At 68.8% G+C, this 23,146-nt stretch carries 20 protein-coding genes; 10 read left to right on the top strand and 10 right to left on the bottom strand.

Going from position 1 to position 23,146, the window contains the following annotated elements; all coding sequences use genetic code 11:
* The first annotated feature begins 34 nt into the window (after positions 1 to 34).
* Together ACF1G2_RS23025 and ACF1G2_RS23030 are read left to right on the top strand one after the other, a co-directional pair.
* The gene (locus ACF1G2_RS23025) at positions 35 to 1,117 is read left to right on the top strand and encodes an inositol-3-phosphate synthase (RefSeq protein ID WP_391800044.1); all 1,083 of its coding nucleotides are present in this window, start codon (positions 35 to 37) and stop codon (positions 1,115 to 1,117) included.
* A 77-nt stretch (positions 1,118 to 1,194) separates the two neighbouring features.
* On the top strand, positions 1,195 to 2,454 hold the full coding sequence (locus ACF1G2_RS23030) for an MFS transporter (RefSeq protein WP_391800045.1): 1,260 nt from the start codon (positions 1,195 to 1,197) through the stop codon (positions 2,452 to 2,454).
* Positions 2,455 to 2,529: 75 nt separating this feature from the next.
* Here the strand turns inward: ACF1G2_RS23030 and ACF1G2_RS23035 are convergent, their stop codons facing one another.
* Entirely contained in the window at positions 2,530 to 3,972 is a 1,443-nt protein-coding gene (locus tag ACF1G2_RS23035; protein WP_391800046.1) for a CCA tRNA nucleotidyltransferase, read from the bottom strand.
* Between the two features lie 183 nt (positions 3,973 to 4,155).
* On the opposite strand from ACF1G2_RS23035, the gene ACF1G2_RS23040 reads away from it, so the two are divergent.
* The 7 genes from ACF1G2_RS23040 to trxA all read left to right on the top strand — a co-directional run bounded on the left by ACF1G2_RS23040 (position 4,156) and on the right by trxA (position 13,699).
* Entirely contained in the window at positions 4,156 to 6,474 is a 2,319-nt protein-coding gene (locus ACF1G2_RS23040; RefSeq protein WP_391800047.1) for a DUF6049 family protein, read from the top strand.
* A gap of 45 nt (positions 6,475 to 6,519) precedes the next feature.
* Positions 6,520 to 8,730: a murein biosynthesis integral membrane protein MurJ gene (gene murJ / locus ACF1G2_RS23045; RefSeq protein ID WP_391800048.1), complete on the top strand. Its 2,211-nt coding sequence runs from the start codon at positions 6,520 to 6,522 to the stop codon at positions 8,728 to 8,730.
* Between the two features lie 118 nt (positions 8,731 to 8,848).
* On the top strand, positions 8,849 to 10,558 hold the full coding sequence (locus ACF1G2_RS23050) for a protein kinase family protein (RefSeq protein WP_391800049.1): 1,710 nt from the start codon (positions 8,849 to 8,851) through the stop codon (positions 10,556 to 10,558).
* A 25-nt stretch (positions 10,559 to 10,583) separates the two neighbouring features.
* On the top strand, positions 10,584 to 11,288 hold the full coding sequence (gene sigM, locus ACF1G2_RS23055; RefSeq protein ID WP_383294574.1) for an RNA polymerase sigma factor SigM: 705 nt from the start codon (positions 10,584 to 10,586) through the stop codon (positions 11,286 to 11,288).
* Entirely contained in the window at positions 11,285 to 12,214 is a 930-nt protein-coding gene (locus ACF1G2_RS23060) for a hypothetical protein (protein ID WP_391800050.1), read from the top strand. Before sigM ends, ACF1G2_RS23060 begins: the two co-directional genes overlap by 4 nt.
* Positions 12,215 to 12,341: 127 nt before the next feature.
* Entirely contained in the window at positions 12,342 to 13,316 is a 975-nt protein-coding gene (trxB, locus tag ACF1G2_RS23065) for a thioredoxin-disulfide reductase (RefSeq protein WP_352187217.1), read from the top strand.
* A gap of 47 nt (positions 13,317 to 13,363) precedes the next feature.
* The gene (gene trxA / locus ACF1G2_RS23070; RefSeq protein ID WP_352187218.1) at positions 13,364 to 13,699 is read left to right on the top strand and encodes a thioredoxin; all 336 of its coding nucleotides are present in this window, start codon (positions 13,364 to 13,366) and stop codon (positions 13,697 to 13,699) included.
* Positions 13,700 to 13,798: 99 nt separating this feature from the next.
* Here the strand turns inward: trxA and ACF1G2_RS23075 are convergent, their stop codons facing one another.
* From ACF1G2_RS23075 to rpmH, 9 genes are all read right to left on the bottom strand, one after another.
* Complete coding sequence (locus tag ACF1G2_RS23075) at positions 13,799 to 14,416, bottom strand: GNAT family N-acetyltransferase (protein ID WP_352187219.1); 618 nt, start codon at positions 14,414 to 14,416, stop codon at positions 13,799 to 13,801.
* 163 nt (positions 14,417 to 14,579) lie between these two features.
* Positions 14,580 to 15,686 (bottom strand): ParB/RepB/Spo0J family partition protein, encoded by a 1,107-nt coding sequence (locus ACF1G2_RS23080; protein ID WP_391800051.1) that lies wholly within the window; start codon positions 15,684 to 15,686, stop codon positions 14,580 to 14,582.
* Positions 15,683 to 16,759 (bottom strand): ParA family protein, encoded by a 1,077-nt coding sequence (locus ACF1G2_RS23085; protein WP_391800223.1) that lies wholly within the window; start codon positions 16,757 to 16,759, stop codon positions 15,683 to 15,685. Before ACF1G2_RS23085 ends, ACF1G2_RS23080 begins: the two co-directional genes overlap by 4 nt.
* Before the next feature lie 289 nt (positions 16,760 to 17,048).
* On the bottom strand, positions 17,049 to 17,765 hold the full coding sequence (rsmG, locus tag ACF1G2_RS23090) for a 16S rRNA (guanine(527)-N(7))-methyltransferase RsmG (RefSeq protein WP_385852082.1): 717 nt from the start codon (positions 17,763 to 17,765) through the stop codon (positions 17,049 to 17,051).
* A gap of 115 nt (positions 17,766 to 17,880) precedes the next feature.
* Complete coding sequence (locus tag ACF1G2_RS23095) at positions 17,881 to 18,393, bottom strand: protein jag (protein ID WP_391800052.1); 513 nt, start codon at positions 18,391 to 18,393, stop codon at positions 17,881 to 17,883.
* A 13-nt stretch (positions 18,394 to 18,406) separates the two neighbouring features.
* Entirely contained in the window at positions 18,407 to 19,708 is a 1,302-nt protein-coding gene (gene yidC / locus ACF1G2_RS23100) for a membrane protein insertase YidC (protein ID WP_391800053.1), read from the bottom strand.
* A 3-nt stretch (positions 19,709 to 19,711) separates the two neighbouring features.
* Positions 19,712 to 20,038, bottom strand: coding sequence for a membrane protein insertion efficiency factor YidD (gene yidD, locus ACF1G2_RS23105; RefSeq protein ID WP_352187225.1), 327 nt, complete (start codon positions 20,036 to 20,038; stop codon positions 19,712 to 19,714).
* Positions 20,035 to 20,406, bottom strand: coding sequence for a ribonuclease P protein component (gene rnpA, locus ACF1G2_RS23110; protein ID WP_361670128.1), 372 nt, complete (start codon positions 20,404 to 20,406; stop codon positions 20,035 to 20,037). Before rnpA ends, yidD begins: the two co-directional genes overlap by 4 nt.
* Before the next feature lie 21 nt (positions 20,407 to 20,427).
* A complete protein-coding gene (gene rpmH, locus ACF1G2_RS23115; protein WP_060891143.1) occupies positions 20,428 to 20,565 on the bottom strand; it encodes a 50S ribosomal protein L34 in 138 nt (45 codons plus the stop codon).
* A gap of 384 nt (positions 20,566 to 20,949) precedes the next feature.
* On the opposite strand from rpmH, the gene dnaA reads away from it, so the two are divergent.
* On the top strand, positions 20,950 to 22,767 hold the full coding sequence (dnaA, locus tag ACF1G2_RS23120) for a chromosomal replication initiator protein DnaA (protein WP_391800054.1): 1,818 nt from the start codon (positions 20,950 to 20,952) through the stop codon (positions 22,765 to 22,767).
* The last annotated feature ends 379 nt before the right edge of the window (positions 22,768 to 23,146 follow it).

Consider the following 23,146-nt stretch of genomic DNA (forward strand, 5'->3'; position numbering starts at 1 on the left):
CAGGGCTTCCACGATCACACAGGGAGCAACCGGAATGGGTTCGGTTCGCGTAGCCATCGTCGGCGTGGGCAACTGCGCCGCCTCGCTGGTACAGGGCGTCGAGTACTACAAGGACGCCGACCCGGCGTCCAAGGTGCCCGGCCTGATGCACGTCCAGTTCGGCGACTACCACGTCGGTGACGTGGAGTTCGTCGCCGCCTTCGACGTCGACGCGAAGAAGGTCGGCCTCGACCTCTCCGACGCCATCGGCGCCAGCGAGAACAACACCATCAAGATCTGCGACGTCCCGAACTCGGGCGTCACGGTTCAGCGCGGCCACACCTTCGACGGTCTCGGCAAGTACTACCGCATGACCATCGAGGAGTCCGCCGAGGCTCCCGTGGACGTCGTCCAGGTCCTCAAGGACAAGCAGGTCGACGTGCTCGTCTGCTACCTGCCCGTGGGCTCCGAGGAGGCCGCGAAGTTCTACGCGCAGTGCGCCATCGACGCCAAGGTCGCCTTCGTCAACGCCCTCCCGGTCTTCATCGCCGGCACCAAGGAGTGGGCCGACAAGTTCACCGAGGCCGGTGTCCCGATCGTCGGTGACGACATCAAGTCCCAGGTCGGCGCCACCATCACGCACCGCGTGATGGCAAAGCTGTTCGAGGACCGCGGTGTCCGTCTTGAGCGCACCATGCAGCTCAACGTCGGCGGCAACATGGACTTCAAGAACATGCTCGAGCGCGACCGCCTCGAGTCGAAGAAGATCTCGAAGACCCAGGCCGTCACCTCGCAGATCCCCGACCGCGAGCTGGGCGAGAAGAACGTCCACATCGGCCCGTCGGACTACGTGGCCTGGCTGGACGACCGCAAGTGGGCGTACGTCCGCCTCGAGGGTCGCGCCTTCGGTGACGTTCCGCTGAACCTGGAGTACAAGCTCGAGGTGTGGGACTCCCCGAACTCGGCCGGTGTCATCATCGACGCGCTGCGCGCCGCGAAGATCGCCAAGGACCGGGGCATCGGTGGCCCGATCCTCTCTGCCTCTTCGTACTTCATGAAGTCCCCGCCGGTGCAGTACTTCGACGACGAGGCGTTCGCCAACGTCGAGAAGTTCATCAAGGGCGAGGTCGAGCGCTGAGGCGCTGATCCACTTCGTCGATCGAGGGTCCCCGGTGTTTCACCCGGGGGCCCTCGTCGTATGTGAGTCTTGCTGCCATGCCCGTCGTACGTGATCTGCGCGTACTCCTGCGCCTGACGAACTTCCGCCGCCTTCTCGCCGTCCGTCTGCTCTCCCAGTGCGCCGACGGCGTCTACCAGGTGGCACTGGCCACGTACGTCGTGTTCTCCCCCGAGAAGGAGACCTCTCCCGCGGCCATCGCCTCCGCCATGGCCGTGCTGCTCCTCCCGTACTCCCTCGTCGGGCCCTTCGCGGGCGTACTCCTGGACCGCTGGCAGCGACGCCAGGTCTTCCTCTACGGAAACCTGCTGCGGACCCTCCTCGCCTGCGGTACGGCGGTGCTGATGCTCGCCTCCGTGCCCGACTGGCTCTTCTACGCCTCCGCCTTGTCGGTGACGGCCGTCAACCGCTTCGTCCTCGCCGGTCTCTCGGCCGCACTACCACGGGTCGTCGACGACGAGCGGCTGGTCGTCGCCAACTCCCTCTCCCCGACCGCCGGTACCGTGGCCGCGACCGCGGGAGGCGGACTGGCCTTCGGAGTGCGCATCCTGTCCGAGGACTCCGACGCAGCCGTCGTGGTGCTCGGCGCCCTCCTCTATCTCTGCTCCGCCCTCGCCTCCCTGCGGATGCCCAGGGAACTCCTCGGCCCCGACCCGGACCTCGTCCAGCCCCGGCTCCGTGCCGCGCTGGCGTCGACGGCCCATGGACTGGTGGCAGGACTGCGCCATCTGGCCGAGCGGCGGCCCGCGGCCCGCGCACTGGCCGCGGTGACCCTGATGCGCTTCTGCTACGGCGCCCTCACGGTGACCGTGCTGATGCTCTGCCGCTACGCCTGGAGCTCCACGGAGTCGGAAGGGCTCGCGCTGCTCGGTCTCGCGGTGGCGTTCTCCGGGGCCGGGTTCTTCGCGGCCGCCGTCATCTCGCCCTGGGCGATCGGGCGGTTCGGTCCCTTCGGCTGGATGATCGTGTGCTCGGGCTCAGCGGCCGTCCTGGAGCCCGCGCTGGGGCTGCCCTTCGCGCAGACCCCGCTGATGATCGCGGCCTTCCTCCTGGGGCTGGTCACCCAGGGCACCAAGATCGCGACGGACACGGTCGTCCAGACATCCGTGGACGACGCCTACCGCGGACGGGTCTTCTCGCTCTACGACACGCTCTTCAACGTCGCTTTCGTAGGTGCGGCAGCGGTCGCGGCGCTGATGCTGCCCCCCGACGGCCGGTCCGTCCCTGTCGTGGTGATGGTCGCCGCCGTCTATGCGTCGATCGCCTTGATGCTGTGGAGCCGACGGAAGGAGGGGTGATGTTTCACGTGAAACATCACCCCTCCGTCGATGCCGCGCGTCGATGTTTCACGTGAAACATCGACCGCGTTCGCCTCAGCTCTGAGCCGCCCACCACTCCTTGAGCGCCGCGACAGCAGCCTCATGCTCCATCGGCCCGTTCTCCAGACGCAGCTCCAGCAGGAACTTGTACGCCTGCCCGACGGCCGGGCCGGGACGGATGCCGAGGGTCTCCTGGATCTGGTTGCCGTCCAGGTCGGGACGGATCGCGTCCAGCTCCTCCTGCTCCTGGAGCTGGGCGATCCGCTCTTCCAGCCCGTCGTAGGCCCGCGAGAGGGCGCCGGCCTTACGCTTGTTCCGCGTCGTGCAGTCCGAGCGCGTCAGCTTGTGCAGTCGCGAGAGCAGAGGCCCCGCGTCGCGCACATAACGGCGGACGGCGGAGTCGGTCCACTCACCCGTTCCGTATCCGTGGAAGCGCAGGTGCAGCTCCACCAGACGCGAAACGTCCTTGATCATCTCGTTCGAGTACTTCAGCGCCGTCATGCGCTTCTTGGTCATCTTCGCCCCGACCACCTCATGGTGGTGGAACGAGACACGACCGTCCTTCTCGAAGCGACGGGTACGGGGCTTGCCGATGTCGTGCAGCAGCGCGGCGAGACGCAGCACGAGGTCCGGCCCGTCCTCCTCCAGGTCGATCGCCTGGTCGAGAACGGTCAGAGAGTGCTCGTAGACGTCCTTGTGCCGGTGGTGCTCGTCACTCTCGAGCCGCAGCGCCGGCAGCTCCGGCAGCACATGGTCAGCCAGACCCGTGTCGACGAGCAGACCGAGCCCCTTGCGGGGGTGAGCGGCGAGCAAGAGCTTGTTGAGCTCCTCCCGGACCCGCTCCGCGGAGACGATCTCCAGACGGCCGGCCATCTCGGTCATCGCCGTGACGACCTCGGGGGCGACCTCGAAGTCGAGCTGGGCGGCGAAGCGCGCCGCGCGCATCATCCGCAGCGGATCGTCGGAGAACGACTCCTCCGGGGTACCAGGAGTGCGCAGCACCCGCGCGGCAAGGTCGTCGAGGCCCCCGTACGGGTCGACGAACTCCTTCTCCGGCAGGGCCACGGCCATGGCGTTGACGGTGAAGTCACGCCGGACGAGGTCCTCCTCGATGGAGTCGCCGTAGGAGACCTCGGGCTTACGCGAGGTGCGGTCGTACGCCTCGGAGCGGTACGTCGTCACCTCGATCTGGTAGCCGCTCTTCTGGCAGCCGACCGTGCCGAAGGCGATCCCGACCTCCCAGACCGCGTCGGCCCACGGGCGGACGATCTTCAGGACGTCCTCGGGCCGGGCGTCGGTGGTGAAGTCGAGATCGTTGCCGAGCCGCCCGAGCAACGCGTCCCGCACCGAACCGCCGACCAGCGCGAGGCTGAAACCTGCATCCTGGAAACGGACGGCGAGGTCGTCGGCGACAGGGGACACGCGCAGTAGTTCGCTGACCGCGCGGCGTTGCACCTGGCTCAGTGCAGTCGGGGTGTCTTCGTTGGCGTTCGGCACAACAGAAAAGGGTACGTGCCCCGGCCCCCGCCGACGTCCCCGTTTTCCCGGGGGTCCGGTGATCCCGTCGAGATCGGCTGGAGCAGTCCCCGGCACTTGCTCCCGGCGTGCCTCGTTACCATGCGTGGACACAGCAATGGGGAACCACCTGCACCACTGATTACGACGAGGACGGGCGAACGCGTGGCCGAGGCGGCAGACATCCAGGGGACCCATCCCTCACCTGCCCGTCGGTGGCTGCGGCGCACGGCGTCCCTCCTCGCGGGGGCGCCCCTCCTCGTCGGGCTTCTGCAGGGCGCGGTGGCGCCGCCGGCCGTCGCCGCGACCGCCATGGAACCGTCGGTCGTCACCGCTGAGGACGGCACCGGCTCGCGCACCGTCGATGTGTCTCTCGACACGCTCAAGCCGAGCGCGCCGGTGGAGGGCGACACGGTCACGGTCTCCGGGACGGTGACCAACAAGGGCAAGCAGACCGTGACCGATGCCACGGTGGACGTCAGGGTCGGCCCCCGGATGACGAGCCGGAGCCAGATCGAGCAGATCTCGGGCCGTACCGGTTTCCGGGCCGGCAGCGACCCCGCCCCGCTCGGCGGCCGCTACACGGTCAAGATCCCCAGCCTCGCGGCCGGGCTCAGCAAGGACTTCACGCTCTCCGTCCCGGTCGACAAGCTCGGACTCGATGACGAGGGTGTCTACCAGCTGGGGGTCTCCCTCTCCGGCCAGACCGCCTCCCAGCTCGGGAAGCGCGTCCTCGGCATCGAGCGGACCTTCCTGCCGTACCAGCCCGAGGCGGCGGAGAAGAAGACCCAGCTCACCTACCTCTGGCCGCTGATCTCCTCGGCTCACGTCTCCGCCGAGACCGGCTCCGACGACCAGCAGACGCCGGTCTTCGAGAACGACGACCTGGCTGCCGAGCTCGCCCCCGGCGGACGGCTGGACCAGATGGTCACGCTGGGCAAGGAGCTTCCCGTCACCTGGGTCATCGACCCGGACCTGCTGGCCACCGTCGACGCCATGACGCGGAGCTACCAGGTGAAGGACGGCACGGGCACGGTACCGGGCACCAAGCAGGCCGTCGCCAAGCGGTGGCTGGACTCGCTGCAGAAGGCCGTGGTGGGCCGCAAGGTCGTCGCCCTGCCGTTCGCGGACCCGGACATCGCCTCTCTCGCCCACCGCGGCAAGGACGTCCCCGGCTCGCTGAGCCACCTCCGGCCGGCGACGGAGCTGGCCGGGACGACCGTGGAGACCATCCTCCATGTGAAGCCGTCCACCGACTTCTCCTGGCCCGTGAACGGGGCCGTCGACCCCTCGATCATGGATGTGGCCACCTCGGCGGGGGCCCACAAGGTGATCGCCCGCAGCGACAGTTTCCGGGACGACCTCTCGTACACGCCGACGGCGGCTCGCCCCGTCGGGGGCGGTACCACCGCCGTCGTGAGCGACGCCTCCCTCTCGACGGCCTTCGAGGGCGACTTGCTCCGCGCAGGCAACTCGACCCTCGCCGTCCAGGAGTTCCTCGCCCAGACGCTCGCGGTCACCCTGGAACAGCCCGAGCAGCAGCGCAGCATCGTGGTCGCCCCCCAGCGGATTCCGACCACCTCGCAGGCACAGAGCATGGCGACCGCACTGCGCGGCCTGACGGCCCAGCGCTGGACGCAGCCCCTCGACCTCATCGCTGCCTCAGCCGTGAAGCCGGACCCCGACGCCGCCACCACGGTGCCGGGCGCATCCCGGTACCCCCGTGCGCTGCGCAAGCAGGAGCTCCCGGTCGAGGCCTTCCGCGACATGAAGGGCACCCGCGCGGCCCTGGACGACTTCAAGGTCATCCTCACCCTGCCCGACCGCGTGGTGACGCCCTTCGGCAACGCCATCAGCCGCGAGATGTCCACCTCCTGGCGCGGCCAGGCCGCCTCCGCCTCGCTGTACCGGATCACGGTGCACCAGTACCTCGAGAGCCTCACGCGCGAGGTACAGCTCGTCGACAAGTCGGACCTCACGCTCTCCGGCCGCAGCGCCACCATCCCGGTGACCGTCCAGAACAAGCTGCTGCAGGGCGTGGACGATCTCGTCCTGAGGCTGACCTCCGGCAACAAGACCCGGCTGAAGCTCAACGGCGGCGACGCCGTCGCCGAGCTCCCGGTCAAGATCGCCGCCGGGCACAGCCAGTCGGTGAAGTTCACCGCCTCGGCCAACGCTAACGGTCCGGTGCCCATGACGGCCCAGCTGTTCACCAAGGACGGCACGCCGTACGGACAGGAGATGACCTTCACCGTGAAGGTCTCCGAGATCACTCCGACCGTGATGCTCGTCATCGCCGGCGGTGTGCTGCTCCTCGTCCTCGCCGGAGCCCGGATGTACACCCAGCGCAAGCGCGCGGCGGCACGGAACGCCGAAGCGGAGACTGCGGAGAGCGACGATCCGGAGCAGCCGAGTGACCCTGCGCCGGACACCGGTCCCGAAAGCGGTAACCCGTCCGACGCGGGTGAGAAGGTGGACCGTTGAGCGATGTCGTGGCCGGTCGGCCGGGGACGATGAGGTGGGGTAACCATGAACGCGCCGTACGACGGTGACCGCGGCCAGGGCGTGGGCGGCACCGAGCCGTCCGGTGGAACGCCCGCGGCGACCCCGGGACCCGGCCGGCCGCCGGGCCCTCCGTCGCAGCAGCAGCCCGCCTCGGACCCGTACGCCCAGAACCAGTACGCTCAGGACCCCTACGTCCAGGACGCGTACGCCCACGACCCGTACCAGGCACGGGACCTGTCCGCGCAGGACCCGGTGACCGAGGCGCTCTACGACCGCGCCGCGCACCCGCCGCCCCCGCCGGGCACGTACCAGGAGCCTCAGCCGCTCTACCAGCAGCCCGCGGCCCCGCAGCACGCCCCTGACCCCCGGGTATGGGCGCAGACCCCTGCGCCCGAGCCGGACGGCCCCTCGCGGCATCTGCCGTACGGCGACGACGCCCGCACCGTCCAGTTCACCGGGGTGGACGATCTCGTGACGCGGGCCGGCGACGAGCAGCCCGAGCCGGACGCCTTCGCCCACCTGTACCGGGATCAGCAGACGCCCGGCCAGGTGCCCCCGCCCGCCCCGGAGCCGAATCCGATGCCCGCTCCCGCACCGAAGAAGTCCGGCCGCGCCTCCGGCCTCCTGAAGTCCAGTGCGGTGATGGCGGCCGGCACCCTGGTCTCCCGGCTCACCGGCTTCGTCCGCAGCCTGGTGATCACCGGAGCGCTCGGCGCCGCCCTGCTCGGTGACACCTTCACCATCGCGTACACCCTGCCGACGATGATCTACATCCTCACCGTCGGCGGCGGCCTCAACTCGGTCTTCGTGCCGCAGCTCGTCCGCTCGATGAAGAACGACGAGGACGGCGGCGAGGCCTACGCCAACCGGCTGCTGACCCTGGTCATGGTGGCGCTCGGCGCCATCGTGGTCATCGCCGTCTTCGCCGCCCCGCTCCTGATCCGGCTGATGTCGAACACGATCGCCGACGATGCCGCTGCCAACAGCGTCGCCGTGACCTTCGCCCGCTACTGCCTGCCCACGATCTTCTTCATGGGTGTGCATGTGGTGATGGGTCAGATCCTCAACGCGCGGGGCAAGTTCGGCGCGATGATGTGGACCCCGGTCCTCAACAACATCGTCATGATCGTCACGTTCGGGCTGTTCATCTGGGTCTACGGCACCTCCGCCGAATCCCAGATGGGCGTGCAGACGATCCCCGACGACGGCATCCGTCTGCTCGGCATCGGCACCCTCCTCGGCCTCGTCGTCCAGGCGTTGGCGATGATCCCGTACCTCCGCGAGACGGGCTTCCGCTTCCGCCCCCGCTTCGACTGGAAGGGCCACGGCCTCGGCAAGACCGTCAAGCTCGCCAAGTGGACCGTGCTGTTCGTCCTCGCCAACCAGGCCGGCGTGCTCGTCGTGACCCAGCTCGCCACGGCGGCGGGCGAGGAGTCCGGCAAGAACGGCGCGGGCTTCCTCGCGTACTCCAACGCCCAGTTGATCTGGGGCATGCCGCAGGCCATCATCACCGTCTCGGTCATGGCCGCCCTGCTGCCTCGCATCTCCCGCGCCGCTCACGACGACGACCCCGGCGCGGTCCGCGACGACATCTCGCAGGGCCTGCGGAACTCCGCCGTCGCGATCGTCCCGGTCGCCTTCGCCTTCCTGGCGCTCGGCGTCCCGATGTGCACCCTGCTCTATGCCTCCAGCGGCGTCCAGGCCGCCCAGGGCATGGGATTCATCCTGATGGCCTTCGGCCTCGGCCTCATCCCGTACTCGGTCCAGTACGTCGTCCTGCGCGGCTTCTACGCCTACGAGGACACCCGGACGCCGTTCTACAACACGGTCATCGTCGCCGCCGTCAACGCGGCCGCCTCGGCTGCCTGTTACTTCGTGCTCCCCGCCCAGTGGGCCGTCGTCGGCATGGCCGCCTCCTACGGGCTCGCCTACGCCGTCGGTGTCGGCGTCGCCTGGCGGCGGCTGCGCAACCGGCTGGGCGGCGACCTGGACGGCGCCCACATCATGCGGACCTACGCCCGCCTCTGCCTGGCCTCGCTGCCCGCCGCGGTCGTGGCAGGCGCCGTCGGTTTCGGCCTGTTGAAGCTTCTCGGCGAGGGCGCTCTCGGCTCGCTCGTGGCCCTCGTCGTCGGCGGCGCGGTCCTGCTCGGCGTCTTCTTCGTGGCCGCCAAGCGCATGCGGATCGCGGAGCTGAACTCCATGGTCGGTATGGTCCGTGGACGCCTGGGACGATAGGAAGACAGCTGCCGCACAACCATCGTCGGTTGCCGCGTGTCGTGCATAGCAGCCGACTGTGGGCACAATTGGCATGGCTGTTGGATGTGGCGCAACGGATGGGGAGGCAGGAACGACGGTGGCGGAACGTAGCACGGCTGCCGTCGACGTGGCCGACAACAGCGGTGACGACCCGCTGACCGCCAAGGCGGAGAAGGCCGCGACCGACGGGGTGGCGGAAGCGCAGGACACGGTGGAGAAGTCCGCCGAGGTCGTAGAGGACGACGCCGCTCAGCGGCAGAACGGCGAACAGCCCTCCATCGAGACTCCCGAGCTGCACAGCGGCCACAAGTTGGCCAGGCGGTACCGACTGGAGGAGTGCGTCACTCGTCTGGACGGTTTCAGCAGTTGGCGTGCCGTCGACGAGAAACTTCGGCGTGCCGTCGGAGTACATCTGTTGCCGGCCGACCACCCACGGGCCCGTTCGGTCCTCGCGGCGGCCCGTTCCTCGGCGCTCCTCGGAGACCCCCGCTTCGTCCAGGTCCTCGACGCCGTCGAGGAGAACGACCTCGTGTACGTCGTGCACGAGTGGCTTCCCGACTCCACCGAGCTGACGGCGCTGCTCGCAGCCGGCCCGCTGGAGCCGCACGACGCCTACCAGCTCGTCAGCCAGGTCTCGCAGGCCATGGCCGCCGCGCACCGCGAAGGCCTGGCGCACCTGCGCCTCACGCCCAGCGCCGTACTGCGCAGCTCCACGGGTCAGTACCGGATCCGCGGCCTGGCCGTGAACGCCGCGCTGCGGGGCATCAGCGCCGATCGCCCCCAGCGCACCGACACCGAGGCCATCGGCGCCCTGCTCTATGCGGCGCTGACCCAGCGCTGGCCGTACGACAGCGACGCCTACGGCCTCTCCGGGCTGCCCAAGGGTGTCGGCCTGCTCCCTCCCGACCAGGTGCGGGCAGGGGTCCACCGCGGTCTCTCCGAGATCGCGATGCGCGCCCTGGCCAACGACGGGGCCACCGCCTCGCGCCAGGAGCCGCCCTGCACCACTCCGGACGAGCTCGCCAAGGCCGTCGCGGCGATGCCCCGCATCCGTCCGCCGGAGCCCGAGTTCCCCTCGCCGCCCGACTACCAGCGCACGACCTACCAGCAGGGCACCTACGGCCGCCCGCAGCCCCGACCGGGCGTCCCGCCGACCCAGCCCGTGATCGCGCCTCCCGCCCCGCTGGAGAGCCCCACCGGCCGGGTACTGAAGTGGGTTGTGTCGGCGCTGCTCATCGCCGCCCTCGGGCTCGGCAGCTGGCAGATCGCGGACCGTCTCCTCGACCAGGACAGGAACAAGGAGACCCCGCAGACCACCCAGCCGCAGAACAACGACAACGATGAGAAGGAGCCCGAGACGGGCAAGCCGGTCACGATCGCCGGAGCCCAGGACTTCGACCCCCAGGGCGACGGCGCCGAGACCCCGTCGGAGATAAGGAACGCCTTCGACGGCAACCCCTCCACGTCCTGGCAGACGTCCATCTACTACGGGTACTCGAACTTCGGCAGGCTCAAGGAAGGCGTGGGCCTCGTACTGGACCTCGGCACGGTCCAGCAGGTCTCCAAGGCCGACGTCACCTTCCAGGGCACGACCGCCGTCCAGTTGCGGGCCGCACCCGAGAACGCCACGTCCCAGCCGGCGGCACCCGAAGGCTTCACGACCGTCGATTCGGGCTCGGGTACGCAGGTCGCACTCGCGGCCGACAAGCCCGTGAAGACGCGCTACCTTCTCGTCTGGCTGACCGACCTGCCCAGCAGCGGCGGCGGCTACCGCGGCAAGATCACGGATATCAAGATCACCAGCTGACGGCATCGGGAGAGGGGGCTCACCATTGGAACAGGCCATAGGCGGCGACACCAGCGACCAGGAACTCCTGGCGCGCCATGTCGCCGGCGACCCCGACGCCTTCGGTGAGCTTGTGCGGCGCCACCGCGATCGACTCTGGGCTGTGGCGCTGCGGACGCTGGGCGACCGCGAGGAGGCCGCTGACGCCCTCCAGGACGCCCTGGTGTCCGCCTTCCGGGCCGCCCACACCTTCCGCGGCCAGTCAGCCGTCACGACCTGGCTCCACCGCATCACCGTGAACGCCTGTCTCGACCGAGTCCGTAAGGCCGCATCCCGCAGGACCTCGCCCATGGACGACACCGCACGGTTCGAGCAGCTCCTCGAACCCGCCGAGTCTGCCGAGGCCCCCGCCGAGCGCCAGGACCTCCACCGTGAACTGGTGGCAGCGCTCGCCACTCTCCCCGCAGACCAGCGGGCCGCTCTCGTCCTCGTGGACATGCAGGGCTACCCAGTGGCGGAAGCCGCCCGCATCCTGGACGTCCCCACCGGAACGGTGAAGAGCCGCTGTTCGCGCGGGCGCGCCCGGCTGCTGCCCATGCTCAGCCATCTGCGCGCCGACACCGTGGGTAACGAAGGCCCCGACCGGGGAAGGAACCGGACGCCGGGGACATCCGTCCCACCGGTGTCGGGGCCATCGGATACCGGACCGAGCGGGCCGGCTGCTGTGAAGGGCGGAGGTGGGCGCGCGTGACTTCCACGACCGGCAGGGCCGACACAGCACAGCACCCGGACGTTTCGGAGATCTCCGACCTGACCGAAGGGCTGCTCTCGCCGTCCCGTACGGCAGAGGTGCGTCGGCATATCGAGGGCTGCTCGCTCTGCGCGGACGTACAGGCCTCCCTGGAGGAGATCCGCGGTCTGCTCGGCACCCTGCCCGGCCCGCCCCGCATGCCCGCCGACATCGCGGGCCGTATCGACGCGGCCCTGGCCGCCGAAGCATTGCTCAACGCGACCACCCCCGAGACCGGCACGCATGTTTCACGTGAAACAGCGAGCGATCAGCCCGACGCGCGGCCCTCCACGGCTGCGTCTGCCCCGGCCCCGGATCGGCCGGCCGGACACCCCCGTGCCACCGCCGGCCGCGCCGCGACAGGCCCTGGTCGCTCCAAGGCCCGTCGCCGCCGCGCCGCCGCTCTGGGCGCGGTCTTCGGCGCAGCCGCGCTCGGCATGACGCTCTTCCTCACCCAGGGAGGCATGCAGTCGCTGACCGGCGGTGAGTCGGCCGACAAAAAGACCTCCACCGCCGCGAGCAGTATCGGCGACGGCCGGTTCAACGACCGGCCGGTGGAAGTCCAGGTCCAGGAGCTGCTCCAGGGGGAAAATGTCAGGGCCCCCAAGACCAGCCCGGAATCACTCAGCGCCGAGGGCGGCAACACCCCCAAGCGGGGGACGGACGAGCCCCTGCCCGACTGCGTCAAGGCCGGCACCGGTCGTACCGACACCGTGCTCGCCTTCCAGAGGGGCGACTACCAGGGAACCCCTGCCTATCTCCTCGTCCTGCCCGAGGGCACCGCGGGCAGCCATGTGCAGGCGTACGTCCTGGATGCCTCGTGCGCCGAGAACGCGGGACCGGCCAAGGCTGAGATTCTGTCGACGCAGACCTACCCTCGCTCCTGACTCCTCAGCCGTGCCGTGCGGCATTCTCGGGAATGCTTGCCCCGTAGGATCCGTTGGGTGGGGTGAGAGTCACCGATACGACCGCCCCGTAGGCAGTAGGCAGTCTGCAGAGACGAGGAAGAAACCCGTGAGCGACGTCCGTAACGTGATCATCATCGGCTCCGGGCCCGCGGGTTACACCGCTGCGCTCTACACGGCGCGTGCGTCGCTGAAGCCGCTGGTCTTCGAGGGGGCTGTCACCGCCGGTGGCGCTCTGATGAACACGACCGACGTGGAGAACTTCCCCGGCTTCCGTGACGGCATCATGGGCCCGGACCTGATGGACAACATGCGCGCCCAGGCCGAGCGCTTCGGCGCCGAGCTGGTGCCCGACGACATCGTGGCCGTGGACCTGACGGGCGAGATCAAGACCGTCACGGACACCGCCGGCACCGTGCACCGCGCCAAGGCCGTCATCGTCACCACCGGCTCCCAGCACCGCAAGCTCGGTCTCCCCAAGGAGGACGAGCTCTCCGGCCGCGGAGTCTCCTGGTGCGCCACCTGCGACGGGTTCTTCTTCAGGGACCAGGACATCGCCGTCGTCGGCGGCGGTGACACCGCGATGGAGGAGGCCACCTTCCTCTCGCGCTTCGCCAAGTCCGTGACAATCGTCCACCGCCGTGACTCCCTCCGCGCCTCCAAGGCCATGCAGGAGCGTGCCTTCGCCGACCCGAAGATCAAGTTCGCCTGGGACAGCGAGGTGGCCGAGATCCACGGAGACCAGAAGCTCTCCGGCCTGACGCTCCGCAACACCAAGACGGGCGAGACCACCGAGCTGGCCGCTACCGGTCTGTTCATCGCCGTGGGCCACGACCCGCGCACCGAGCTCTTCAAGGGCCAGCTGGAGCTGGACGAGGAGGGCTACCTCAAGGTGGACGCCCCCTCGACCCGGACCAACCTCGCCGGTGTCTTCGGCGCCGGCGACGTCGTCGACCACACCTACCGTCAGGCGATCACCGCTGCGGGCACCGGCTGCTCCGCGGCACTCGACGCCGAACGCTTCCTCGCCGCCCTCGCCGACAGCGAGAAGAGCGAGAAGCTCGCCGAGACCCCCGCGGTCTGACCCCCATCTTCACCACTCACACCCCGCAAAGTTAAAGGGAGGTTGCCGTGGCCGGCACCCTGAAGAACGTGACCGACGCCGACTTCGACGAGGTCGTCCTCAAGAGCGACAAGCCTGTCCTGGTGGACTTCTGGGCCGAGTGGTGCGGCCCGTGCCGCCAGATCGCCCCGTCGCTGGAGGCCATCGCCGCTGAGCACGGCGAGATCGAGATCGTGAAGCTCAACATCGACCAGAACCCGGCCACTGCCGCCAAGTACGGCGTCATGTCCATTCCGACGCTCAACGTGTACCAGGGCGGCGAGGTCGTGAAGACGATCGTCGGCGCCAAGCCGAAGGCCGCGCTCCTCCGCGACCTCGAGGGCTTCGTCGAGGCCACTGCCTGACACCCCTGTTTCACGTGAAACACCGACGGCCCGCCTCCTCAGGGAGGCGGGCCGTCCTCGTGAGGGGCGCAGGGAGACGATCGGAGCGGACGTGCTCGGTCAGAGCGGCCGCAGCGCCGGTTCCTTCTGGACGGCGCCCAGGAGCCGGTCCAGGGCCAGCTCCACGTCTTCCTTCCACGACAGCGTCGTCCTCAGCTCCAACCTCAGGCGCGGATACGTCGGGTGGGGCCGTACGGTCTTGAAGCCCACCGCCGTGAGGTGGTCAGTGGGGAGCACACAGGCCGGCTCCTTCCAGCGTGCATCCCCGAAGGCCTCGATCGCCTTGAAGCCCCGGCGCAACAGATCCTTGGCAACGGTCTGCACCATCATCCGGCCGAGCCCCTGCCCCTGATACCCCGGCATGATCCAGGCAGTCATCAACTGGACGGAATCTGCGGAGACCGGGCTCGTGGGGAAGGCCATGGAGCGCGGCACGTACGCGGGCGGCGCGTACAGAACGAAGCCGACGGGCACCTCGTCGACGTAGACCACGCGACCGCAGGATCCCCACTCCAGGAGCACAGCCGAGATCCAGGCCTCCTTCTCCAGCTCCGGTCGGCCCGCCTTCACCGCCGCTTCCCCGCTCACCGGGTCCAGCTCCCAGAAGACGCAGGAGCGGCATCGCTTGGGGAGGTCAGGAAGGTTGTCCAGAGTGAGCGGTACGAGCCGACGCCCCACGGCTGTTCCCTCGCTTCCCACGGCCTTCGCAGTACGGATACGCCCTCCCAGAATCGTATCGATGGGGCGTTCAGGGCGATACCGCTCGCAGGCAAAGGGCGGACCGCGTTCCGGCTTTCACCGGATCACGGCCCGCCCTGAGTCGCGGAGGCAGTTGCTGAGGTCAGCCCTCGACGTCGTCGTCGCTCTGCTCGGAGCTCCCCTGATCCATGACGCGCCCCTCGCCGGGCGCCAGAGTCGAGAGGATCCGGTCCAGATCCTCCATCGAGGCGAACTCGACGACGATCTTGCCCTTCTTCTGACCCAGATCGACCTTCACCCGTGTCTCGAAGCGATCCGAGAGCCGCGAGGCCAGACCCGTCAGCGCCGGAGAGACACGCGCCCCGGCCCTGGGACCCTTGGGCTTGGTCGTGGAGGTGGGCTCGGAGCCCATCAGCGTCACAATCTCCTCGACCGCACGCACCGAGAGCCCCTCGGCCACGATCCGATACGCCAGCTTGTCCTGCGTCTCCGGGTCCTCCACGGAGAGCAGCGCGCGGGCGTGGCCGGCGGAGAGCACACCCGCGGCGACGCGACGCTGGACCGGAGGGGAAAGCCGCAGCAGACGCAGCGTGTTGGAGACCTGCGGACGCGAGCGCCCGATCCGGTCGGCCAGCTGGTCATGAGTGCAGTTGAAGTCCTTCAGCAGCTGGTCGTAGGCGGCGGCCTCTTCCAGCGGGTTCAACTGCGCCCGGTGAAGGTTCTCCAGGAGCGCGTCCAGGAGAAGCTTCTCGTCCTCCGTCGCCCGGACGATCGCAGGGATACGCTCCAGGCCTGCCTCACGGCACGCCCTCCAACGGCGCTCACCCATGATCAGTTCGTAGCGCTCGGCACCCAGCTGCCGTACGACGACGGGCTGCAGCAGGCCGACCTCCTTGATGGAGGTGACCAGCTCCGCGAGAGCGTCCTCGTCGAACACCTCACGCGGCTGCTTCGGGTTGGGCGTGATGAAGTCCAACGGCAGCTCGGCGAAGTGCGCACCAGCGGGAGCCTCCGGCTCCACGACCACGGGCGCCTCGACGACCGGGACCACGCTGTCTGGGGATTGCGGGCTCTGCGGCAGCGTCGCCACCTTCGCGGCTGCCACCCCACGCTCGGAGGCGAGGCCCGAAACGGCCACGGGAGAGGCGGATCCCGCCGCCCCGCCGGCTGCCGGTACCTGCCGCTCCTGGGGAGCAGCGGGGATCAGCGCACCGAGCCCACGCCCCAGCCCTCTACGTCGCTCACTCACTGGATCCCCTCCGACATGCTGTGCTGGCTGTTCTGGTGACCCATGTGGCCGTGCTGCGGGTCGTAGTGAATACCGACGCCCCGCATCGCGATCTCACGGGCCGCCTCGAGATACGACAGCGAGCCGCTGGAGCCCGGGTCGTAGGTGAGGACGGTCTGTCCGTAGCTCGGTGCCTCCGAGATGCGGACGGACCTCGGGATGCTGGTCCGGAGCACCTCCTCGCCGAAGTGACTGCGGACCTCGTCGGCGACCTGCGAGGCGAGCCTCGTCCGGCCGTCATACATGGTGAGCAGGATCGTCGAGACATGCAGCGTGGGGTTGAGGTGCCCACGCACCAGGTCCACGTTCCGCAGGAGCTGGCCCAGGCCCTCCAGTGCGTAGTACTCACACTGGATCGGGATCAGCACCTCGGCGCCGGCCACCAGGGCGTTGACCGTGAGCAGGCCGAGCGAGGGCGGGCAGTCGATGAGGATGTAGTCCAGCGGCTGCTCGTACGCCTGGATGGCCCGCTGCAGCCGGCTCTCCCGTGCCACCAGCGACACAAGCTCGATCTCTGCACCGGCGAGATCGATGGTGGCGGGGGCACAGAAGAGGCCCTCGACATCCCGCACCGGCTGCACCACGTCGGAGAGCGGCTTGCTCTCCACGAGGACGTCGTAGATCGAGGGCACGTCGGCGTGGTGATCGATACCGAGGGCTGTCGAGGCATTGCCCTGGGGGTCCAGGTCGATGACCAGCACACGGGCACCGTGCAGCGCCAGGGAAGCAGCAAGATTGACCGTCGTGGTCGTCTTGCCCACTCCGCCCTTCTGGTTGGCCACCACCATCACGCGGGTCTGGGCAGGCCGGGGAAGACCCTCGCCGGCACGACCCAGCGCCTCTACTGCCAATTGGGCAGCACGACCGATGGGGGTGTCGTCCATCGGGGGCGGTGTTTCACGTGAAACATCCTCCCCCGCCGATTCGGTTCGGGGACCGGGGACCGGATCGGTCATCGGTCCCGCGATGTTGGCGTCGGACCGCAAGGATTCACTCTCCTCGGCTTCAGGCTCGCGATGAACAGAGCCTGCCATGCTTTCGGGGTCGTGAACCAGCGAGGCCCGTGGTTCTGTGGATGAATCCACCTCTGTGGACAATCCCGTCCCCCTCGCGAGTGGTTTCGCGAGGGGTTTGCGGTCCCGGGGCGTGGCAGCCGCGCGGCCGCGGCTGATGATCCCCTGCAGCAGTGAGCGACGTTTCACGTGAAACACGATGCACGTGCAGCCGACCCAGGACCGTTCGACACTCCGAAATACGTACGTATGGCAGCTTGTACGGATCAGTTGCGCAGCGTTGACGGCTCATATGCGTCACGTTGACGGCTCAGCGGCGGCGCCGGGTCCTGCTCGGGCGGGCGGCCTTGGCCCGCTTCGCGGCGAATCTCACACCGCCCGGGCTCTCGCCGACCTCCACCCGTACGACAGTCGACAGCGGGTCCACGATCCCCTCACCGACCTGAAGCACGGACGTGCCCACCACACCCAGCCTGGAGAGCGCGGCACGAGCGCCGTCGATCTCCTCCTCCGCGGTGTCGCCCTTGAGGGCCAGCATCTCGCCGTAGGGACGGAGCAGCGGGACACCCCAGCCGGCAAGCCGGTCCAGCGGCGCCACGGCGCGCGCCGTCACGACGTGCACCGGAGAGAAGTTGCCGAGTACCTCCTCGGCGCGGCCCCGCATCACCGTCACATGGTCCAGACCCAGCAGCTCGACGACCTCCTGGAGGAAGTTCGTCCGCCGGAGCAGCGGCTCCAGGAGCGTGATCTTCAGGTCGGGACGTACCAGCGCCAGCGGGATACCCGGCAGCCCGGCCCCCGAGCCGACATCGCACACGGTGACGCCCTCGGGCACCACCTCGGAGAGCACGGCACAGTTCAGCAGGTGCCGCTCCCAGAGACGGGGAACCTCACGCGGGCCGATCAGGCCCCGCTTGACGCCCGCATCCGCGAGGAGCTCCGCGTACCGGACGGCCTCCGGGAAGTACTCGCCGAATACCGTCCGCGCCTGTTCGGGCGCAGGGGGGAGCTCCGCTGCCTCCGTCACGGGAACCGTCCTTCCGCACCGCACCCGTGGGTGCGAGCGCACTGTGGTGGCTGACTATCAGGCTGACAAGATCGGCCCCGCCTGCGAGCAGACGGGGCCGACACTGCGAGGGGGGTCAGGCAGGGAGTACGACGACGAAGCGCTGCGGCTCCTCGCCCTCGGACTCGCTGCGCAGACCGGCGGCGGCGACCGCGTCGTGCACGACCTTGCGCTCGAACGGGGTCATCGGGTCCAGCTTGACCGGCGCACCGGTCGACTTCACCTCGGACGCGGCCTTGGCACCGATCTCGGCGAGCTCGGCACGCTTCTGGGCACGGAACCCGGCGATGTCGAGCATCAGCCGGCTCCGGTCACCGGTCTCCCGGTGCACGGCCAGGCGGGTCAGTTCCTGGAGCGCCTCCAGCACCTCGCCGTCACGGCCCACGAGCTTCTGCAGGTCACGGGCGCTCGAGTCACTGACGATCGAGACCGCGGCCCGGTCCGCCTCGACGTCCATGTCGATGTCGCCGTCCAGGTCGGCGATGTCGAGCAGACCTTCGAGGTAGTCGGCCGCGATCTCACCCTCCTGCTCCAGGCGGGTCAGGGTGTCGCCACCCTCAGCGGCGGCGGAGGTGGTGCCTTCCGTCACGGATGGTCTCCTTCTACTTCTTGGACGACGGGTGCTTCGGGCGCTGCTGGCCCTTGCGCTGACCGGACTTGCCCTGGCGGGAGCCGCCGGAGTTGGCCCGGCTCGGCCGCGTGGGCTTGTCACCCTGCGCCGAGTCCTCGGCCTTGTCCTGGGGCTTCTTCTCCAGCGAGGTGGTGGGCTCCTTGGCGACCTCGCCGGAGTCGGCGGTCTCCTCGGTGTCCTTGGCCGGGGCGTGCTGCGCCGCGGCCTGGCGCTGCGCCTTGGTCTGACGCTTGGGCTGCTGACGCCTGGCCGCGGCCCCGCCCTCGACCTCGGCGGCGACGGCGTCGCCCTTGATCACGGTGCCGTCGGCCTGGGCGGCGAAGCCGGCCTTGGCGAGACCCGCGAAGAAGCGGCGCTCGTTCTCGTTGCGGTCGCTGCCCTTGGCCACGATCGCCTTGACCACGTTCTTCCGGCGACGGCCGCGGACCTCACCATGCGCCCCGACACTCTTCAGCAGTCGCTGGAGATAGGCGTCCTGGGCCTTGCTGCCCGGGGTGGGGTTCTGGTTGATCACGTACATCTGCTGGCCCATGGTCCACACGTTGGTGGTCAGCCAGTAGACGAGGACACCGACGGGGAAGTTGATGCCCATGACAGCGAAGATCAGCGGGAAGATGTACATGAGCATCTTCTGCTGCTGCATGTACGGGGTCTTCACCGAGAGGTCGACGTTCTTCATCATCAGCTGGCGCTGCGTGTAGAACTGCGAGGCCGACATCATGACGATCATGACCGCGGTGACGATGCGGACCGAGGTCAGCGAGGCGTCGAGAGCGGCGACCTCGGCGGCGCTGTCCGTGAAGGTGGACGCCAGCGGAGCGCCGAAGATGTGCGCCTGGCGGGCGCTGTCCAGCAGCGACTGGTTGATGACACCGATCGTCTTGCCCTCGGCGATGTGCGAGAGCACGGCGTACAGGGCGAAGAAGAACGGCGACTGCGCCAGGATGGGAAGGCACGAGGAGAGCGGGTTGGTACCCGTCTCCTTGTACAGCTTCATCATCTCTTCGGACTGACGCTGCTTGTCGCTCTTGTAGCGCTCCTGGATCGCCTTCATCTTCGGCTGGAGCGCCTGCATGTTCCGCGTCGACTTGATCTGCTTCACGAAGAGCGGGATCAGGCAGATACGGATCAGCACCACGAGGGACACGATCGACAGGCCCCAGGCCCAGCCCGTGTCAGGGCCGAAGATCGCCCCGTACAGCTTGTGGAACTGGACGATCACCCATGAGACAGGTGTGGTGATGAAGCTGAAAAAATTGGCAATCGTGTCCACTAATCAGGCTCCTTGAGCATTGGGCGAAGTCTCTGCGGCCGGGCTCGTCTCGGCGGGGGACCCGCCCTTGTCGCCACGCAGTGCGTTTCGCAGCAGTTCATGCCAGCGAGGACGCTTGCGCGGGGGTACGTGGTCCACGCCGCCGGGCGACCACGGATTGCACCGCAGAATGCGCCAGGCGGTCAGGGCAGTGCCCTTGATCGCGCCATGCCGGTCGATGGCCGTGAATCCATAGTGGGAACACGACGGGTAGTACCGGCAGACGGGCCCCAGGAGGGGGCTGATCGTCCACTGGTACAGCTTGATGAGAGCCAGCAGCGGGTACTTCATCGCGCGCCCCCTCCGAGGAGCCGCTGAAGCGCGGCGTCGAGGTCTCGGGCCAGCTGTGCGTGATCGGCGTCACCGGCTCCGGGCAACGCCCGTACGACCACCAGGCTACCGGGGGGCAGCTCGGACAGTCGTTCGCGGACGAGATGGCGCAGGCGTCGCTTCACCTGGTTGCGTACGACGGCACCGCCCACGGCCTTGCTCACGACGAAACCCGCACGCGTCGGGGGAGCGCTCTCCCCAGGCGCGTGCGGGTCCGTTGCACCGCTGCGTAGGTGGACGACGAGGAGCGGGCGACCAGCCCGGCGCCCTCGTCGTACCGCGGTTGCGAAGTCCTCGCGCCGCCTCAGCCGATTCTCGGTAGGCAGCACGTCATGACCTGTTTAAGCGGATCAGGCGGACAGGCTCGAGCGACCCTTGGAACGGCGGTTCGCCAGGATGGCGCGACCGGCACGCGTACGCATGCGCAGGCGGAAGCCGTGGGTCTTCGCGCGACGACGGTTGTTCGGCTGGAAGGTGCGCTTGCTCACTCGGGGGCTCCAGAAATGATTCGTAGATGGCGGGACATCGCCTGGCTGTCACCGTGCGCCCACGAGTAGCTCGCAATACGCCCGAGTGCACCGCTTCACGATCACAGACCGTGATCTTTGCCCATCGGAGGCAGGCGGCAGCAGCCATCGACAACTCGACCTGGTTACGGTACGCGCGGCTACGCCATCCGGTCAAACCGACCGATCGCCGGGGTCCATTGTGCACAGGCTGTGGACAACAACTTGAACCAGGTCATCCGCCGCGACTACCGTGGCTGGACTCTTCTCAATCTTTTTTCCGTTCTGTCCTTACCTGTCCTGACGGACATCGACCCACCGTCCCGAGAACCACACGTTCGTGGGACCAACGAGGAAGCGTGCCCTGTGGCTGACGTACCTGCCGATCTTGCCGCAGTGTGGCCACGCGTGCTCGAGCAACTCCTCGGAGAAGGCCAGCAGGGCATCGAGCCCAAGGACAAGCAGTGGATCGAGCGCTGCCAGCCTCTCGCGCTCGTGGCCGACACCGCACTGCTCGCCGTCCCGAACGAATGGGGCAAGCGCGTCCTCGAAGGACGCCTCGCCCCGCTCATCAGCGAGACCCTCAGCCACGAGTGCGGCCGCCCGATCCGGATCGCGATCACCGTCGACGACTCCGTCGGAGAGCCGACCCCGCTCGCACCCCCGATCCAGCAGCAGCCGCCCCGCTACGACGAGCGGCCGCCGGCGGAGACGTACGAGAAGTACGACGGCTACGGTCACCGGCCCCTGCCGGACGACGGCCTGCCCACCGCGCGCCCCGCGTACCCGGACTACCAGCAGCAGCGCCCCGAGCCGGGCTCCTGGCCGCGCAGCCAGGAGGACCTCGGCTGGCAGCAGCCGCGCCTCGGGTCCTTCCAGGAACGCGACCCGTACACCGGCCCGCGCCCCCAGCAGCCCCAGCAGCCCCGCTACGACGAGCGCCCGTCCGCCTACGACCAGCCCCAGCGGCCGGAGCGGGCCGAGCTGCCCGACGCGCCGCGCCCCGGTACCGGCCCGCGGCCGGGAGGTCCCGGCGGACACGGCGGACATGGCGGCCCCGGCGGACACGGTGGCTCCGTGTCGGGTCACGGCGGCGGAAGCGTCGGCGCGGCCTCCGGGCAGGGTGCCGGATCCGGCGGACCGAACGAGCAGCACGCGCGTCTGAACCCCAAGTACCTCTTCGACACCTTCGTCATCGGTTCGTCGAACCGGTTCGCCCACGCCGCCGCCGTCGCGGTGGCCGAAGCGCCGGCGAAGGCGTACAACCCGCTCTTCATCTACGGGGAGTCGGGACTCGGCAAGACGCACCTGCTCCACGCGATCGGTCACTACGCGCGCAGCCTGTACCCCGGTACGCGCGTGCGGTACGTGAGCTCCGAGGAGTTCACCAACGAGTTCATCAACTCGATCCGCGACGGCAAGGGCGACACCTTCCGCAAGCGCTACCGCGACGTGGACATCCTGCTGGTCGACGACATCCAGTTCCTCGCGAGCAAGGAGTCGACGCAGGAGGAGTTCTTCCACACCTTCAACACGCTCCACAACGCGAACAAGCAGATCGTTCTCTCCTCGGACCGGCCGCCCAAGCAGCTGATGACCCTGGAGGACCGGCTCCGCAACCGCTTCGAGTGGGGCCTGACCACCGATGTGCAGCCGCCCGAGCTGGAGACGCGCATCGCGATCCTCCGCAAGAAGGCGGTGCAGGAGCAGCTCAACGCCCCGCCGGAGGTACTGGAGTTCATCGCCTCCCGCATCTCGCGGAACATCCGTGAGCTGGAGGGCGCGCTGATCCGTGTGACGGCCTTCGCGAGCCTCAACCGGCAGCCGGTCGACCTGGGGCTGACCGAGATCGTCCTCAAGGACCTGATCCCCGGCGGCGAGGACTCGTCGCCGGAGATCACCGCGCCGGCGATCATGGCGGCCACGGCGGACTACTTCGGTCTGACGGTGGAGGACCTCTGCGGATCCTCCCGCAGCCGCGTGCTGGTGACGGCCCGGCAGATCGCCATGTACCTGTGCCGAGAGCTGACCGATCTGTCGCTGCCGAAGATCGGCGCCCAGTTCGGAGGCCGCGACCACACGACCGTGATGCACGCGGACCGCAAGATCCGCGCGCTGATGGCCGAGCGGCGCTCCATCTACAACCAGGTCACCGAGCTCACCAACCGCATCAAGAACGGCTGAGAGAGCCGCTCCGCACCTTCCAGGGGCGCTCCGGGACACCTCCCGGAGCGCCCTTTCGCATGCCCGGAGGGGGTCTCCGGCGTGGTCCACACGTCTGTGCACAGGCCGGGCTGTTCGATTTCTCCGTGGCGGTGGCGCGTTCTCCACAGATTGCGGGATGATCTTCCGTCCACAGGGTGGGGACTCCGGAGTTATCCGGATCCTCTCCACAGGCCGGGCGGGCTGGGGGTCAAGATCCCAGGTCAGAGGGGTGTGGATTTGTTGGCAACCTTGATCCACAGGTTGTGGACGAATCTTTCGTCCACAGGGGCTCTCGTTGGTTGTCCACTGGCAACCCACAAGGACGGTTCCGTTGCCCACAGGTTCTCCACACCCCTGT

This window comes from Streptomyces sp. NPDC013457 (genome assembly GCF_043089925.1).
GTDB lineage: Bacteria > Actinomycetota > Actinomycetes > Streptomycetales > Streptomycetaceae > Streptomyces.